The 15,778-nt window shown below is 66.0% G+C and carries 13 protein-coding genes and 1 tRNA gene; 6 read left to right on the forward strand and 8 right to left on the reverse strand.

What is annotated here, in order from left to right; translation table 11 throughout:
- Positions 1–35: 35 nt before the first annotated feature.
- From IL252_RS04945 to IL252_RS04965, 5 genes are all read right to left on the reverse strand, one after another.
- Positions 36–581, reverse strand: a complete 546-nt coding sequence (locus IL252_RS04945; RefSeq protein WP_208627376.1) for an NTP transferase domain-containing protein — start codon at positions 579–581, stop codon at positions 36–38.
- A complete protein-coding gene (cobS, locus tag IL252_RS04950) occupies positions 581–1,336 on the reverse strand; it encodes an adenosylcobinamide-GDP ribazoletransferase (protein ID WP_208627101.1) in 756 nt (251 codons plus the stop codon). The genes IL252_RS04945 and cobS overlap by 1 nt, the downstream gene beginning before the upstream one ends.
- Positions 1,333–2,274 carry an adenosylcobinamide-phosphate synthase CbiB gene (gene cbiB / locus IL252_RS04955; RefSeq protein ID WP_208627102.1) on the reverse strand — a complete coding sequence of 314 codons (942 nt, stop codon included), beginning with the start codon at positions 2,272–2,274 and terminating at the stop codon, positions 1,333–1,335. Before cbiB ends, cobS begins: the two co-directional genes overlap by 4 nt.
- Complete coding sequence (locus IL252_RS04960) at positions 2,271–2,915, reverse strand: HAD family hydrolase (RefSeq protein WP_208627103.1); 645 nt, start codon at positions 2,913–2,915, stop codon at positions 2,271–2,273. The genes cbiB and IL252_RS04960 overlap by 4 nt, the downstream gene beginning before the upstream one ends.
- 292 nt (positions 2,916–3,207) lie before the next feature.
- Positions 3,208–4,191 carry an aldo/keto reductase gene (locus IL252_RS04965; protein WP_208627104.1) on the reverse strand — a complete coding sequence of 328 codons (984 nt, stop codon included), beginning with the start codon at positions 4,189–4,191 and terminating at the stop codon, positions 3,208–3,210.
- Between the two features lie 851 nt (positions 4,192–5,042).
- On the opposite strand from IL252_RS04965, the gene IL252_RS04970 reads away from it, so the two are divergent.
- Together IL252_RS04970 and IL252_RS04975 are read left to right on the forward strand one after the other, a co-directional pair.
- Complete coding sequence (locus tag IL252_RS04970; protein WP_208627105.1) at positions 5,043–6,896, forward strand: prolyl oligopeptidase family serine peptidase; 1,854 nt, start codon at positions 5,043–5,045, stop codon at positions 6,894–6,896.
- Positions 6,897–6,967: 71 nt separating this feature from the next.
- Positions 6,968–8,011 (forward strand): glycosyltransferase family 2 protein, encoded by a 1,044-nt coding sequence (locus IL252_RS04975; protein WP_244256801.1) that lies wholly within the window; start codon positions 6,968–6,970, stop codon positions 8,009–8,011.
- Positions 8,012–8,115: 104 nt separating this feature from the next.
- Here the strand turns inward: IL252_RS04975 and IL252_RS04980 are convergent, their stop codons facing one another.
- From IL252_RS04980 to IL252_RS04990, 3 genes are all read right to left on the reverse strand, one after another.
- Entirely contained in the window at positions 8,116–9,447 is a 1,332-nt protein-coding gene (locus IL252_RS04980) for a hypothetical protein (protein ID WP_208627107.1), read from the reverse strand.
- 186 nt (positions 9,448–9,633) lie between these two features.
- The gene (locus IL252_RS04985) at positions 9,634–10,479 is read right to left on the reverse strand and encodes a hypothetical protein (protein ID WP_208627108.1); all 846 of its coding nucleotides are present in this window, start codon (positions 10,477–10,479) and stop codon (positions 9,634–9,636) included.
- 155 nt (positions 10,480–10,634) lie between these two features.
- Positions 10,635–10,708, reverse strand: a tRNA-Tyr gene (locus IL252_RS04990).
- Positions 10,709–10,919: 211 nt separating this feature from the next.
- Between IL252_RS04990 and IL252_RS04995 the strand changes: the two genes are divergently transcribed.
- The 4 genes from IL252_RS04995 to IL252_RS05010 all read left to right on the forward strand — a co-directional run bounded on the left by IL252_RS04995 (position 10,920) and on the right by IL252_RS05010 (position 15,428).
- Positions 10,920–11,507, forward strand: a complete 588-nt coding sequence (locus tag IL252_RS04995) for a zinc ribbon domain-containing protein (protein WP_208627109.1) — start codon at positions 10,920–10,922, stop codon at positions 11,505–11,507.
- Between the two features lie 227 nt (positions 11,508–11,734).
- A complete protein-coding gene (locus tag IL252_RS05000; protein WP_012807698.1) occupies positions 11,735–11,923 on the forward strand; it encodes a ribbon-helix-helix domain-containing protein in 189 nt (62 codons plus the stop codon).
- A 2-nt stretch (positions 11,924–11,925) separates the two neighbouring features.
- Positions 11,926–13,119 carry a cell division protein FtsZ gene (gene ftsZ, locus IL252_RS05005; protein WP_153554343.1) on the forward strand — a complete coding sequence of 398 codons (1,194 nt, stop codon included), beginning with the start codon at positions 11,926–11,928 and terminating at the stop codon, positions 13,117–13,119.
- Between the two features lie 221 nt (positions 13,120–13,340).
- Positions 13,341–15,428, forward strand: coding sequence for a hypothetical protein (locus IL252_RS05010; RefSeq protein ID WP_244256803.1), 2,088 nt, complete (start codon positions 13,341–13,343; stop codon positions 15,426–15,428).
- The last annotated feature ends 350 nt before the right edge of the window (positions 15,429–15,778 follow it).

Consider the following 15,778-nt stretch of genomic DNA (forward strand, 5'->3'; position numbering starts at 1 on the left):
GGCCCTAGCGCGGATAATTCTTTCGCGCGTGCCGATCAGGAACGCAGCCACGCGCGGGCGACGGCCGCGTCGCACGGACGGTTGACGTTGACCGCCAGCCGGGGCTCGTCGACCACGAGCGTGCGGGACGGATCACCGCCGACGACGTTGACGCCGGTCGGTGCGACGGTCCGACCGTCGTGGTCGAACGTCGTGTCGACGCTGATCCCGAGCTCGTGTTTGCGGGCGGCCGGAACGGCGACGGTGAGCGACCCCGACTCGTGGGCGCGACGGAGCCGGTCCAGAACAGCGCCGGTCAACAGGGGGAGATCGGCCGCCACGGTGAGCGTCGGTCGAGCCAGCCGATCGTCGGCCAGCGCCGCGTCGAGGTCGGCGACGTACCCCTCGCCCGGCGTCTCGACGGTCGGAACGGAGACGTGGGCCGCCGTCTCGGGCGTCGACGGCGAGGTCGCGACGACGACCGAGGCGACGCCGCTCGCGTCGAGCGCGTCGAGCACGTAGTCGATCAGCGGACGGCCGGCGAGCGGGAACAGCGGTTTCTCGCCGTCGGTGTCGAGGCGAGTGCCGCGACCGCCGGCCATCACCAGAGCGTCCACGCGATCACCCCCAGGTGGAGCGCGGCCAGTCGCGCCAGGTCGTTGGTCGCGCCGAGCACGTCGCCGCCGACGCCGCCCAGCGTGACGGCGGCCCACCGCTCGACGGCGAGTGCGACGACGACGGCACCGACGAGCGCCGTGCCGGTCGCGAGCGGGCCGCCAGCGAGCCAGCCGAGCGCCACCGCAGGGAGCGCGACGACGACGGGGAGCCACAGGTCCCGTCCGTCGGCCTCGTTGAGAAACGAGGAGCCAAAGCCCTCGTGGCTCGGCGTCCCCCGACAGATCAGCGTCGCCATCGCGAGCTTCGCGCCGACCTCGCTGGCGAGGACCACGACGACGGCCCCGGCGATCGGCAGCGCGGCGAGGGCCAGACCGGCGAGTGCGATCCCCACGAGGTCGACGCCGAGGGCCAGCAGCGCCCCGACCCCGACGGTGGTATCGGTCATCACCGCCCGCCGTCGCTCGGCGTCGCCGTGGACGACCGCGGCGTCGCCGAGGTCGGCCAGCCCGTCGGCGTGATTGACGCCGGTGACCAGCACGACGGCGACGACGAGCGAGAAGGCGACCGTCGGCGCGGGCACGGGGAGCGCGACGACCGGTGCGAGCAGGAGGCCGACAACGTAGCCGGCGAGGGGAAAGGCTGCCGGCGTCGCCCGAAAGGCGTCGAAAGCCTCCGCACCGTGCCCGACCGGGAGTCGAGTGAGGAAGCCGAGTGCGCCACGGAACGCGGCACCGATCACGGCAGTCCCCCCACAGCGGCCGTCGTGGCGACCGCGAGTGCGTACGCGAGTCCGCCCGCAACGGCGACGGTTCGGACCGCTCGCAGTGAAAATTCCTTCGAAGGTAGCTGTTCGCCGCCGTCGAGTGCGTACACGCCGGGCTTTTCGAGACGAACGTCGTGGACAGCCGCGAGTACCCCCATCGGCCAGCCGGAGTTGGGCGAGGGGACCCCGTCCAGCCACGGTCGTGCCGACAGGAGCGCCGCCGGGTCGCGTGCCGCCGCGGCGAGCAGGAGCGCGCCGATCCGGGCCGGGAGCCACATCACCGCGTCGTCGAGCCGCGCGGGAGCCCACCCGACCGGCTTCGAGCGATAGCCCAGCATCGAGTCCAGCGTGTTGACGGCCTTGACCCACGCCGCCCCGCCAGCGCCGAGTGCGAGCGACGGGACCGGCGAGAGCGTCGCCGTCTGCCCCACGACGACGCCCGCGACGAACGCGGCGAGTGGCGCGACCAGCCCGTCGGCGAGGTTCTCGGCCGCGCTCTCGACGGCCGCGCTCCGGACCTGCCCGGCCGAGAGCGTCTCCGCGTCGCGACCCGCGAGCGCCCGCAGTGACCTGCGAGCGGCGTCGAGATCCGTCTGCGTGGCCGCAATCGTCGAGCGGGCTTCCGACAGGAGCATCCGGAGGCTCGTCGCGACGAACAGCGCGACACCGGCGACGGCGGCCGCGAGCCAGGCCGACACTCGTCCAGCCGCGACCACGAGGACGGCCACGGCGACCGCGGCAGTGAGCGGCACCGCCAGCGCCCCGACGGCACCGACGAGTCGAGGTCGTCCCCACTCGCGATCCAGCGGCGCGACGACACGGCCCAGCCAGGCGACCGGGTGAGCGCGGGCCGGGGGCTCGGCCACGAGCAGTTCGAGCGCCGCCGCGATCAGGACTGCGAGGGGCGCGATCACGGTGGCTCCTCCCCGGACGCTCCGTCGGCGACGGTGCCCGCGAGCCACTCGGGCACCGCCGAGAGCGCCACGTCGTCGAGCACGAGCGCAGTCGCGCCGACGCGGTCCGCACCGCCGTCGGTACGGGCGTCGTCGCCGACGTGGACGAGTTCGTCGAGCGGGACCGCGAGCGCCGCCGCCGTCCGCTCGAAGATCGTCGGGTGGGGCTTGCGCCAGCCACAGCCGACGCTGGTCACGACAGAATCGACGGCGAGGTCGGCGCGGTCGAGCGTCCGTTCGACGAGGCCGGGGACGCTGCAGTTCGAGCAGACCGCCACAGGACCGTACTCTCGCGCGCTCGCGAGCGCGTCCCGAGCGCCGTCCCGAACGGTCACCGGCGAGTCGAACGCCGCCAGCGTCGCGTCGTGTGCAGTCTCGGCCTCGACATCGACACTGCGGCTGGCGAGCGCGAGTCGGACGTGCTCGTCCAGCGGGGCCTCCGCACCCCGTTCGTACTCTCGATGGGAGCTGCGGTAGGCCGCTTCCCAGTCGGACGGGACCGTCACGTCGCGGGCGGCCAGCGCGTCGGCCACGGCCACCCACGGCTCGTCGGGTCGGTCGGCGTCTACGAGCGTGCCGAAACAGTCGAACGAGACGACCACGAGCGTGTAGTTACAGCAAGCACACTTGAACTGTACGGTGGCGGAGACGACAGAGCTGACGACGGGCGTGCGACTGGCAGACGGCCGTCAGACAGTACTCAAAATTCTGTTACTTACATGCCCGACACCTGCCAAATATCGTATAGTTCGGGTCGCGTTTACAGTCAGATTTGATAAATGAATCGCTATACTCGAAAGCTGCGGTTCGTTTTCGGATCGGCGACGTTTGGCTGCCAGATAGTCACGTAGTTCCCCGTAAACACGGTCAGTAAACCGACACGAGAGGGGAGAGCTACCAGCGGTGGTGAACGTCGTCGAAGACGTACTCCTCGTAGACGTCACGGATCGCGCCGTGGGTCTGATGGGAGAGCGGCGCGGCCTCGCTGGCGGCGGCGTTCTGTCGGATGTGCTCGGGCGAGGTCGAGCCGGGGATCACCGTCGACACCGCTTCGAAGTCGAGGATCCAGCGCAGCGCGGTCTGGGCCATGGTGAGCTCCTCGGGAACGTGCTCGCGGAGCGCGTCGACGGCGTCGAGTCCACGCTCGAACGGGAGCCCGGCGAAGGTCTCACCGCGGTCGAAGGCCTCGCCCTCGCGGTTGTAGTTGCGGTGGTCGTTCTCCGGGAACGTGTCGTCACGGGAGAGTCCACCGGTCAGCAGTCCCGACGCCAGCGGTACGCGGACGATGACGCCCACGTCGCGGCGCTTGGCCTCCTCGAAGAACAGATCGGCCGGACGCTGGCGGAAGGGGTTGAAGATGATCTGGACCGTCTCGACGCCGGGGTACTCGATGGCCTTCAGCGCCTCCTCGACCGTCTCGACGCTGACGCCGTAGTGATCGAGCGCGCCCTCGTCTTTGAGTCGATCCAGCGCCGCGAACGTCTCGGGCTGGTAGAAGGCGTCGGTCGGCGGACAGTGAAGCTGGAGGAGATCGAGCGTGTCCTGATCGAGGTACTCCCGAGAGCGGTCGACGAACGCCGAGAGGTGCTCGTAGTCGTAGTCTTCGGCCACGTGGGGGTCGAGCCGGCGACCGGCTTTCGTCGCGACCGTCACGTCCTCGTCGCGCTCGTCCAGGACGTGTGCGATGTGGCGCTCGCTGCGGCCGTCGCCGTACACGTCGGCCGTGTCCACGAAGTCGATCCCCGCGTCGAGTGCGGCACGGATCGCCTCCCGGCCGTCCTCGTCGGAAACGTCGCCCCAGTCGCCGCCGACGTTCCACGTCCCCAGTCCGACTTCCGTCACGTCGATGCCCGTCGTGCCGAGTGTGCGATGGCGCATACCCGACCCGACGGGCCTTGGCTACTTGTGCCTGTCACCTCCGACGGCCGGGAAGCCCGATGCGCTGTCGAGGCCGACCGTCTTCCGGCACCACGGCTGGGAAGTGTATCGAAAAATGTCGGACAGGGTGGTCGCCGACCGTGACAGGGCGGACCGTCCCACGGCGAGCGAGCGGGAAAACGGCGACAGGACTCCGTCTCATACGGACGTAGCGATGTACCGGTGAGCGTCTCCCCCGTCCCAGCGCGCACCGGTACGCAACGACAGCGTTCCGTGTCAGACCCACTCGGCGCGGCGGACGTCGTACCCACCGCAGGCCGGGCAGGAGTGATACTGGACCTGGAAGGCCGCCTCGCATCGCATACACAGGTACGGGCAGTCTCCGTCAGTGTCCCCGAGGTGGGAAACGTTTCGTGCCTTATCGAACACTCCCATTGACGACCACACCCCAGGGTTGACGCCACGTCGCTAAAAAGAGAGATGATCGTTCACGTCATTTTATCCGCCTCTCGTCTCGGGGTTGTTTCGATTCGTCGCCAGACGGTACACGACAGAGACACGGTCGGCGGCCGACTGTCTCCGCGTTGCTCGCGGGTCCGTCGGGAGAGGCGACGACAACCGTGGCCCGAGTAAGGGGTTTCTACGGATCGGACAATGGGACCGTAGAGACCGACTAACACGCCGGCTGTACACCTGTGCAAAATTCTTCGACCTTGTGTCGCGAATGTCTCGAACCAGTTGCAGCCGACAGTACAACGCCACGCCGACGATCCCGCATCGTCACAGCCACGACCGCGGAGATGCGTGCCACTGTCCACAGATTCATTGTTCGTCCGGGAACATGACGGCCCATGGACGAGGACCTCCTCGAAGCGCTGGCGAGCCTGCCGACCTTCCACCACGCGACCGTCTCCCCCGACGGGAGCGAGGTCGCCGTCTACTACGACGAGACGGGGCGCAACGAGTTACACGTCGTCGACGTAGAGACCGGCGAGCGAACGCGGTGGAGCGACGGCGAAGTGCCCCGGAACGCCCGCTGGCACGTCGAGTGGGGAGCCGACGGCGAGCGCGTCTTCTTCCACCTCGACGACGACGGCAACGAGCAAAACGACGTGTACGCGATCGATCGCGACGGCTCGGTCGAGCCAGTCGTCGAGTTAGACGGGCAGACGATTCTGCAGGACGTCGGCGAAGACGGCGAGACCCTGCTGGTCGGATCGACGGCGAGCGGCCAGATGCAACTGTACCGTCACGACTGCGCGACGGGAGCGACCACCCAGCTGACGGCGTACGACCGAGCCGTCGCTGCGGGCGTGCTGTCGCCCGACTGCGAGCGGATCGCCTACGCGACCAACGAGACGGACACCTTCGAGAACACGGACACCTACGTGGCCGACGCCGACGGATCGAACCCGCGGAACCTGGAGATCGGCGAGACGGGCGCGGAGGTCGCGCCGGTCGACTGGAGTCCCGACGGCGACCGGCTGCTGGTGACGGACAACACGGCGGATCTGGGCCGGTGTGGCGTCTACGATCTGTCGACCGACGAGGTGACCTGGTACGGGGGCGAGTTCGACGAGGACGCCGAGTCCTTCCTGCCCGGTGGCGATCGGTTCCTCGCGGTTCGGACACGCGAGTGTGCGAAAGAAGTCGTCGTCTACGACGCCCGGACCGGCGCGGCGACGACGCTCGACCTGCCCACGGGCGTCGCGTCGCTCGGACGTGCGGGCAGCGCCGTCGTCGACGAGGAACGGATCGTCTGCTCGCACACGACGCCGGATCGGCGACCCGAACTGCTGTGTTACGACCTCGCGACCGACGAGCCCGAGCAGCTGATCGCGGCCGACTACGGCGACCTCGACCCCGATCGCTTCGTGGATGCCGACTACTTCACCTTCGACTCCGCGGGCGTCGCCGAGTTCGACGACCGCGCCGGCCAGGGCGTCGAGAGCGACCCAGCGTCCCGCGAGATCGAGGCGCTGCTGTACGACAGCGGCGAGCGTCCGTCGCCAGCGATCGTGAACCCCCACGGCGGTCCGCGGGGACAGGACACTCGCGGCTTCGACCTCTACACGCAGTTCCTCTGTTCGCAGGGGTACAGCGTCCTCAAGGTGAACTACCGGGGCTCGACCGGCCGCGGCCGCGAGTTCGCACAGGCGATCTACGACGACTGGGGCGGCAACGAGCAGGCCGACATCGCGAAGGGGACGACGATCCTCGCCGAGAAGGAGTGGGTCGACGACGACCGGATCGCCGTCTTCGGTGGCTCTTACGGTGGCTACTCGGCGTACTGTCAGCTGACGATGTACCCCGAGCTGTACGACGCGGGAGTCGCCTGGATCGGCGTCACCGATCTGCGAGATCTCTACGAGAACACGATGCCCCACTACCGGACCGAACTGCTGGAGAAGAACGTGGGCTCGCCCGAGGAGAACCCGGAGCTGTACGACGAACGCAGTCCCATCACTCACGCCGAGAACCTCGCCGCTCCGCTGTTGGTGCTCCACGGCGTCAACGACCGGCGCGTCCCGATCTCGCAGGCCCGACTGTTCCGTGATCGCCTCGACGAACTCGGCTACGAGGCGGGCGAAGACGGCGACTACGAGTACGTCGAACTCGGCGAGGAGGGCCACGCATCGACCGACGTGGACCAGAAGATCCGCACGTTCCGCACGCTCGCGGACTTCCTCGAACGGCGACTCTGAGCGCACGAGGTCGTTTCTCACCGCGGCGTAGGAGTCACATAACGAAGGTGCGATCGGTCGTCGTCGCTCTCGTGTACGAGACACGAGCGACGGCCGACGGGGCCAGCCCAGAGACAGCCACTGTCGAGAGAGACGAGCCGGAGCTGTCGGTCGTCGTCGTCACCTACAACGAGGCAGCGCGCATCGCCGACTGTCTCGACGCCGTGTTCGAGGCGTGTCGTGGCGTCGCCAGCTTCGAGGTGCTGGTCGTCGACTCGAACTCGACGGACGGGACGGTCGCGATCGCAGACGACTACGACGCCACTGTCCTCCGGATCCCCGACGACGCGCTGACGACCCCCGGCGCGGGCCGCTACGTCGGCACGCAGTGGGCCCGCGGTGACGCCGTGCTGTTCGTCGACGGCGACGTGGTCCTGACCCAGGGCGACTGGCTCGCCGAGGCCCGAGAGACACTCGCGAGCGATCCCTCGGTCGCGGGCGTCGACGGACACCTGAACGAACGCCAGACGGAGGACCCGACCAGCGTCGATTACCTGCACGGCGTCGCGCTGTACGACCGCGAGGCGCTTGCCGAAGTCGGCGGCTTTCACCCGTTTCTGACCGCCTGGGAGGACGTAGATCTGGGGTTCCAGCTGACGCTCGCGGGGTACGATCTGTGCCGGCTGCCGACGGTCGTCGGCACCCATCCCGTCCCGGAGTCGTCGCTCGATCAGTTCCGTCGCTGGCGACAGGGGTACTACCGGGCCGGCGGCCAAGTCTGTCACAAAGCCCTGGGCCGACCCGCGCTGCGCTGGCGGTGGCTGTGGTACTTCCGAGACAAGATCGCTACCACGGCCTGGCTCGGCCTGGGCGCGCTGCTCGCGGTCGCACAGCCGCTGCTCGCGGGCGGGTGGCTGCTCGCGACGATCGCGGCCGCCGGGCTGGTCTGTCAGCGGCTCGGCGTCGACGGCGGCCTCCGGCGCGCGATCTCGGCGATACTGTTCCCGCTGGGCTTTGCCCTCGGGTTCGAGGCGGTTCCCGACCGGGACGCGTTCCCGCTCGACGCCGTCGAGACGATCCGACGCGGGTCGGTGTGTGACGCCGAGGCGTCGCCCCGTCCCTCGCCGACAGGCTGATACTGCCGGCTGTCACTTCGTGACGAGCTTCGCCACTCGGGGTGGCGAAATCGGTCACAGATGTCAGCCGGTCGTATGATACTGTTTGCCACCTCAGAGCGCGGTCAGTTGTACGGTTTCGGCCGTAGTCGGTCGTAGACCGGATAGAGGTACTCGTAGAGCTCGTACGGCGCGTTTCGCGCGCCCACGCGAAGCAGCTTCACCCAGGCGGGCTGGGTCGACCGCTCGACGTTGTCCGCGAAGTCGTTGTCCGCGAGCCACGCGAGGAACTCGTTGGCCCCGTCGTCGTCGGGCCACTCCTCGGCCGGGAGGTGGTCCTGGATGTCTTCCCAGTAGTACCGGACGTGCTCGTCCAGCGCCCAGTCGTTCGTCTCGAAGCGCTCGATTGCGTAGTGGTACCACTCCTCGTCGACCCGGTAGCCGAAATCGTTGGGATCGACGCCGGCCAGCAAGAGCCCGGTCGCCGTCCGGACGCACTTCTCACAGCGGTTGCAGTTCCCGCCCGCGTCGTCGTACGTACAGGTCCGGATCACGAACGGAGAACCCGTTTCGCGGGCGTAGTCGGCCAGCAGCTCCAGCTTGTCCTGGCGCGTGATCTCGAAAGCGTCGTGGTGGCCCCGCGTGCCCGCCCACCGGACGTTGTCGTCGATGTCCGGATGCGATCCCCACGGCGACCCGCGGCCCGGCCAGGTGACCGACTCCAGCTCGAACCCGTCCCAGTGCGTCGAGCCCATGTGGACGACGCCGTACCCCTGACTGTAGGCCAGCGGCGCACACACTCCGAGCAGCCCGATGCCGTGGCCGACGCCGCTGTACCACCCGCCGTCTGTGTGGTACTTGTAGTGGACGTTCAACATCGTGTGATCGAGGAAAGCAGAGATGTCCGCCGTGACGCCGTGGGTCGGACAGTCCTCTCGCTGCGCGAATCGGTCCACGTGCCCCATGGCCCGCTCCCAGCGATCGTCCTCGTCGACGCCGACGACCCAGCCCTGAATCGCGATCAGCGCCGGATCTGCCTCGCGATGTCGGACGTACGTCGCGAGCGAGTCGACACCGCCGCTGAAAAGCTGTGCCGTCCCGTCGAACGAACCCGGTTCGTGACGGTGCTCCGTGATCCGCTCGGCCCGGAGCGCCCCGCCGTCGATGAACGCGGGGTACATCCGCGACAGCGTGTCTCGGACCGCGTCGAGGCTGTCGACGAACTGCCGGTCGACGGCCTCCACGACGACGGTGCTGTCGGTCGCCCACGCGACCGGGCAGACCTGCGCGAGGACCGGAATCGTCGCGATACCGTACGGGACCTCGCTCACGTCTACGTCGTACGACACCGAAAACGTCGACGCGTCGAAGAAGCGCCGCAGGTCCCGCGAGTAGTCGACGGTGTACTCGATCGAGCGCTCCCCGATAGAGACGTCCGCGACGACGATCTCAGACATCCTCGCCCTCCCAGCCAGATCGACGCCGGCCGACGCCGTGCGTGGTCCGTGCAGTAATCATCCACTCCGATCCAGGGGTGGCGATCGGTTAGTTACGACGCGCCTGCGAGCACCGCTGCTGGTGGGTAAGCTGTGGCTGTCACGACCGTCGAACGCGCCAGAGAGGGCCGAGGAAGGCGCTCGGGCTTACCCCTCGGTGTGGTTGTCGTAGAACGCGACGGAGAACGCGGATCGGAACGGCGTCAGGACGACCGCAACGACGAACGAGTAGAGGATGATGCCGACTCGGGACGCCAGTGCCGTGCCGGTCAAACTGGTCGGTCCCATGGCCCCACCGGCCGCCGCTCCACTATCGAGTCCGCCACCCAGCAGTGGCAACAAGAACAGCGCGATCGTCGGCACGGACACCAGCAGACCGATCACGAGGTTGATGACGCTGAAGCCGAGCGACTGAACGAGGTTGTCGATGACGACGCTGATACTGTTGCGGAAGCCGTCGACGACGCCGACGTCGTCGACCACGACCGCAGTGGCGTAGAACTGGATGAAGAACATCACCAGCAGGAACACGAGCACGAGAACGGCCACCAGGAGGATCGAGACGATGCCGATCCCGCCCAGCATCGAGTCACTCGTCGCGCCAGCGCTGCCGTTCGTCATGGCCATCGCACCGAAGCCGATGACGAACAGCGCGACGATGCCAGCGATGAACCCGTAGGCGATCGTGAACACAGCCTGGATCAGGTTCCCGACCAATACGGGCACGTACCGGTCTTTCCCGACCGTCTTGAACGTCTCGAAGGACGTGTCTCTGACCCGCCCCTCGTAGGTCATCGCCAGCAGGCCAGCAATGACGAAGGGCGTGATGAAGAACGTCACCAACTGAAAGAGCGCCGGAACGAACGGGATTCCGAACGTCGAGAGAGCAGTCTGGGGGAGTACGATCACCGCGTACAGCGCCCCGATCGCAAACACGATCGGGTTCCGGCGCAGTACGCCGAACGATTCGACGAATGATTTGATCGTCGCCATATCAACCAAGCCGCAAGACACCTACAAATAAATTGATATCGGGGATGCACGCCGCCGAGCGCGGAGCCGTCGGCGGTGAGACGACCAGCGCCGAGTCGGGCAGGTACGAAGAAACCAAATCAGCTGTCACTGCTCACTGTCGTTCGCAGGAAAAATCCGCCCTCCCCGATTTGAACGGGGGGCAAGTCGATCTACAGTCGACTGCTCTACCAGTCTGAGCTAAGGGCGGTTGCACTCGAACGTAGCGCCGGTGGCAGACTTAACGGTTATCATTCTGTACGAGGGCGGGAGGGTCTCACAGCCACACCGGTCCGTCAGACACTGCCGGCGACGCCCGCGTGGTGGGGCGGACCGAAGGAAGACCCAAAACGGTGGCAGACGGGCGTCAGACGCCGCGGGAAGATTAAAATACCCCGGCGATAATGTGTATGACGAGTCGAATGAGTAAGATCACGTTTCGCGCCGACGACGACCTCATCGATCAGCTCGAGGAGTTCGACGCCTCCAAGAGCGAGGTCATGCGCGAAGCGCTCCGGGAGTATCTGGAAGCGCCAGACGAATCGCCGGGGGCCGTCGACGGGTCCGACGACGCCGACGACAGCATCGACGATCTGATCGTCGACCGCGTGGACGCGATCATCGAGAAGCGCCTGAGCGGCCGACTCCAGCCACAGCGTCCCCAGGACGTGAACGTAAACATCACGCTGGAGGGCGAAAACGCCAGCCGAGAGGCGGTGTCGGACGATCAGTCGGAGGTGTCACACGACGGTCGGCGCGAGTCGTCACACGCCAGCACCGATCGTAAGACACCCGGTCGTGAGGACGACGGCGCACCCGCGGGCGGACGTAAGACGTGTGGCCAGTGTGGCGAAAACGTCACGAGCGACCACGTTTACTGCCCGAACTGTGGTGAGAAGGCGGCCCACCGCGTGTTCTGTGACTGCGGTGACGAGCTCCGGTCGGACTGGGGTTTCTGCCCGAGTTGTGGGCGTCGAACCCCAGCAGCGGACGTGCTCGACAACAGCTAAAGTGTCGAAAACTGGTGGTACAGCCACCTTATTGTCGTAAACGCGTGGTTGTCATACACCCGCCACAACCTTTATTATACTACACTCTGTGGTATGTTCTGCGTAAGACGGTCGTCTTACACGGCGCGCCACACGGTGGATGTCCCGCCGTCGTCCGGCGATTGCGCGGTGTAAAACGTGCGGTCGGCGTGTAAACGCCTGCCGTCTTACCGGGGAACGAGATAACTATGGAGCGTGTGACACTACGGATTCCGAAGCAGCAGATCGAAGAGGTCGAACGAATGGTCGAAACCGGGGAGTACCCCAACCGCAGCGAGGCCATCAGGTCCGCTGTGCGCGAGATGCTCGCCGAGCAGGAGGGCGGGAAAGAGCGACCATCCGAGAAACGCGAGCGTCGCACCTACGTGAGGGCCTAACGATGCAGGACATCGTCAAGGAAGCCCTCGAGCGCGACGAAGCGGAACAGCAGCAACTGTCCGACGCGGACGTGGACGGTTTCGGTGACCCCCGGATCGTCATCGTCGGCTGTGGCGGAGCCGGTAACAACACGGTCAACCGTCTGTACAACATCGGCGTCGAGGGTGCTGACACGGTGGCGATCAACACCGACAAGCAGCACCTCAAGATGATCGAGGCCGACACGAAGATCCTCGTCGGCAAGTCGCTGACCAACGGACTCGGTGCGGGCGGCGATCCGTCGATGGGCGAACGCGCGACCGAGATGGCCCAGGGCACGATCAAGGAAGTGCTGGGAGATGCCGACCTGGTGTTCGTCACCGCCGGCATGGGTGGCGGGACGGGTACCGGTGCAGCACCGGTCGTCTCCAAGATCGCCAAAGAACAGGGCGCGATCGTCGTCGGCATGGTGTCGACGCCGTTCAACGTCGAGCGCGCCCGCACGGTCAAGGCCGAAGAAGGCCTCGAACGACTGCGCAACGAGGCCGACTCGATCATCGTGCTGGACAACAACCGCCTGCTCGATTACGTCCCGAACCTCCCAATCGGCAAGGCGTTCTCGGTGATGGACCAGATCATCGCCGAGACGGTCAAGGGGATCAGCGAGACCATCACGCAGCCGTCGCTGATCAACCTCGACTACGCCGACATGACCTCGATCATGAACCAGGGCGGCGTCGCGGTCATGCTGGTCGGCGAGACCCAGGACAAGAACAAGACCGAAGAGGTCGTCAAAGACGCGATGAACCACCCGCTGCTGGACGTCGACTACCGCGGCGCGAGCGGCGGACTGGTCCACATCACTGGCGGCCCCGACCTCACGCTGAAGGAGGCCGAAGGGATCGCACAGAACATCACCGAACGGCTCGAAGCCAGCGCCAACGTCATCTGGGGCGCGCGCATCCAGGAGGAGTACAAGGGCAAGGTTCGCGTGATGGCGATCATGACCGGCGTCCAGTCGGCGCAGGTGCTCGGCCCGTCCACCCAGAAGCAGGCCGACAAGTCCCGCGAAGCGATCCAGGAAGTCGGTGACGACACCAGCTTCGACGCCAGCCAGAACGTCGAGGAGTTCGACGATCAGGGCGGCCAGAGCTACGGACACACCGACGGCGGCCGAGACACCAAAGAGAAGAACAACGGAATCGACGTCATCTGACCCGGCGACGCGGTACCCGGCTCGGACTGTCGACTAACTTTTTTGACCGCGACACCGTCCAGAGACAGGTGATGACACACGAGTGCCGGCGACAGTCGAACGACAGATATCAGCGAGTAGTAAATAGTACTTTTGTCCTGCAGGCCGTTCGTGACGTGTAGAACACCGGTCGTCCGCCGACCACCGTCCCGAATCCTATGATTACCGATACGACGCCGTCGATGACAGCGGTCGAAGCACCCTACGGGTTGCGACTCGCCGATCCGATCGAGGGGGCGCAGTTTACGCTGCTCACGCAACGGCCAGTGACGCCGACCTCGATCGACCCGTCGACGTTCGCGCCGCCCGTCGATACGGCCGCCGTGATTACGGCCACAACGCTGGAGACGCCCTACCAGGTCGACGCGCTCGTTCGTGACGACGAGCTCTCGATCGTCGCCGAATGTACCAGCAGCGAGCGGACCGCCGTCGGACCCGGCGAGTACTACGTCGAACTCTCTTCGGCCAAGATGAAGCTGTACCTCTACGTCGAGGGAGAGGTCGTCTTCGAACCCGGAACCGATCAGGTGCGGCTCTCGTTTCCGGGTGCCAGCGAACTCCGGGTTGGCGTTCGGTCGCTCCACGAGCAGCCGGCGGCGACGATCACGACGACCGACGACCCCGAAGCGCTGGCGACCGCGCTGTCACAGCTGGGTTCGGCACTGAAGACGACGAGCTGTGAGCGGTCGTTCCCGACACTCCGCGGACACCCGCCGCTGATCGAACGCGGCTCGGAGCTGTCGGTCCCGACGGCGCTGTCCGCGCCGGAGACGGGAGTGACCATCGAGGTTCCGCCGCGACTGGATGCACTCTTGCCGGTCACGTCCCTGGCCTACTATCTCGGTGCGACCGTCGAGATCGGATCACGGCCGACGCTCCACGCCGCCGGCTGGTCTCGGCCTCTGGACGGCGGTGAGGGCTTCGAGACGACCGTCGCTCGCGTGCTCAAGCAGGTGTTCCTGCTCGACTGCGTCACCCGGACGGAGGGGATGTACGACGTGCCGCTGTACGAGCGGGATCGCGTCGAAGCGGCCGTCGACCTGGACTTCCCGGCGCTGTACGACCAGCCACTCGCCGAACAGGTCCGCCAGTACCTACAGGTGCCCTACGAGGCGATCGCGGAGGCCGTCCCGACGTGGAAGCTGACCGCCGACGTGGTTCCGGAGTCCTCGGCACTCCCGGTGTTGCCCTTCCTCGCCGACGAGCTCGCGATCGTTCGCTGTCCCGACGATCCTACGATCACAGACGGCACGGAGGCGGATCTCTCGCCGAAGGTGACCTCCTTCTTCGATACGTCGGACCGTGGCGGCGAAGCGTTCGTTAGATCGACGGCGACCCGAAGCGAGACGGCGACGCGCGGACTCGACCAGACGGTGTTCACGCCCGAGCCAGCGGACAGCATCGAACAGACCTACGTCGGCGACGGCATCCCGCTGGGCGCGAGCAAGATGAGCGTCGAGGAGTACGACCGACGACTGGAGTTCGACGCCAGCTCCGGCGAGCGGACTCGCATCCTCGTCGTCTGCAACGACCCCCAGATGAGCGACGAGAACGTCGTCGGCGACATCTACGGGACCCGCGAGTGGATCGAGTTCGACATCACCACGCGCGAGCAGGTCACGACCGACGAACTGGCGACGCTGCTGACGACGGACGCCGACTTCTTTCACTACATCGGTCACGTCGACCCCGACGGAATCCGGTGTACCGACGGCCACCTCGACGCCGAAACGCTGGAGTCGGTCGGCGTCAACGCGTTCCTGCTCAACGCCTGCCAGTCCTACAGCCAGGGCCGCGCGCTCATCGACGGCGGTGCGATCGGCGGCATCGTCACCCTGACCGACGTGCTGAACAAGACCGCGACGGAGATCGGCCGGACCGTCGCTCGATTGCTCAATCAGGGGTTCTCGCTGCTGTCGATGCTCGGCCTGCTCAAGAAGCGGAACCGACTGGCTCAGCGCTACATGGTCGTCGGCGACGGCAACGAGACGCTGGTCGAGAGTGAATCAGGAGCACCGTATTCAGTAGATATTGAACGTCTATGTTCAGGTAAGTTTGACGTTTCTGTTGATGTGTATCCAACAAAACATTATGCACTGGGGTCAATCTTCAGACCATACATCACGAGTTCGACTACACACTACCTCAATTCAGGAAGAATTGACTCTTTTGAGGTCAACGAGTCCGATCTGGGAGAGTTCCTCGAAATGCAACTGTTTCCGGTAGTTTCTGGAGACAGTCTCTACTGGAGTTCTGAATTTACACTGTAATGCGATTAAGGTCCAGCAAACGTAGCACCGCCAGCGCCAGCGGCAGCGCCGGCTTGCGTCAGCAGCAGTAGCACAGTAAACATCATGCCGATGAGTTTCGGGTGCGATGCGAGCGTGTCCTTGACAGACTGTGTTTGGCTCATAGCCACTTGTGGACAGGGACCATGGCGAAATATATTTATCTAAAGAATAGTAATAAATTATTCGTTTAATTATCTCTCGTAAATTCGGGAACCGGCGCGGTCTGTCGAATGAGGACCAGGGGAACGCGGGTCGTATTGGGGATCTAAGACGAGTGAAGATATTTGTCGGTGTAGAGCCATCAGTACGGTAGTGAACAACAGAACCCA

Source organism: Halomicrobium sp. IBSBa, from assembly GCF_017612575.1.
Taxonomy (GTDB): domain Archaea; phylum Halobacteriota; class Halobacteria; order Halobacteriales; family Haloarculaceae; genus Halomicrobium.

Coding starts and splice junctions, on each gene's coding strand:
- IL252_RS04965 (WP_208627104.1), bottom strand. CDS start 4,191: ATGCGCCATCGCACACTCGGCACGACGGGCATCGACGTGACGGAAGTC.
- IL252_RS05000 (WP_012807698.1), top strand. CDS start 11,735: ATGGAGCGTGTGACACTACGGATTCCGAAGCAGCAGATCGAAGAGGTC.
- IL252_RS05010 (WP_244256803.1), top strand. CDS start 13,341: ATGACAGCGGTCGAAGCACCCTACGGGTTGCGACTCGCCGATCCGATC.
- IL252_RS04980 (WP_208627107.1), bottom strand. CDS start 9,447: ATGTCTGAGATCGTCGTCGCGGACGTCTCTATCGGGGAGCGCTCGATC.
- ftsZ (WP_153554343.1), top strand. CDS start 11,926: ATGCAGGACATCGTCAAGGAAGCCCTCGAGCGCGACGAAGCGGAACAG.
- IL252_RS04945 (WP_208627376.1), bottom strand. CDS start 581: ATGGCCGGCGGTCGCGGCACTCGCCTCGACACCGACGGCGAGAAACCG.
- IL252_RS04970 (WP_208627105.1), top strand. CDS start 5,043: ATGGACGAGGACCTCCTCGAAGCGCTGGCGAGCCTGCCGACCTTCCAC.
- IL252_RS04985 (WP_208627108.1), bottom strand. CDS start 10,479: ATGGCGACGATCAAATCATTCGTCGAATCGTTCGGCGTACTGCGCCGG.
- IL252_RS04995 (WP_208627109.1), top strand. CDS start 10,920: ATGAGTAAGATCACGTTTCGCGCCGACGACGACCTCATCGATCAGCTC.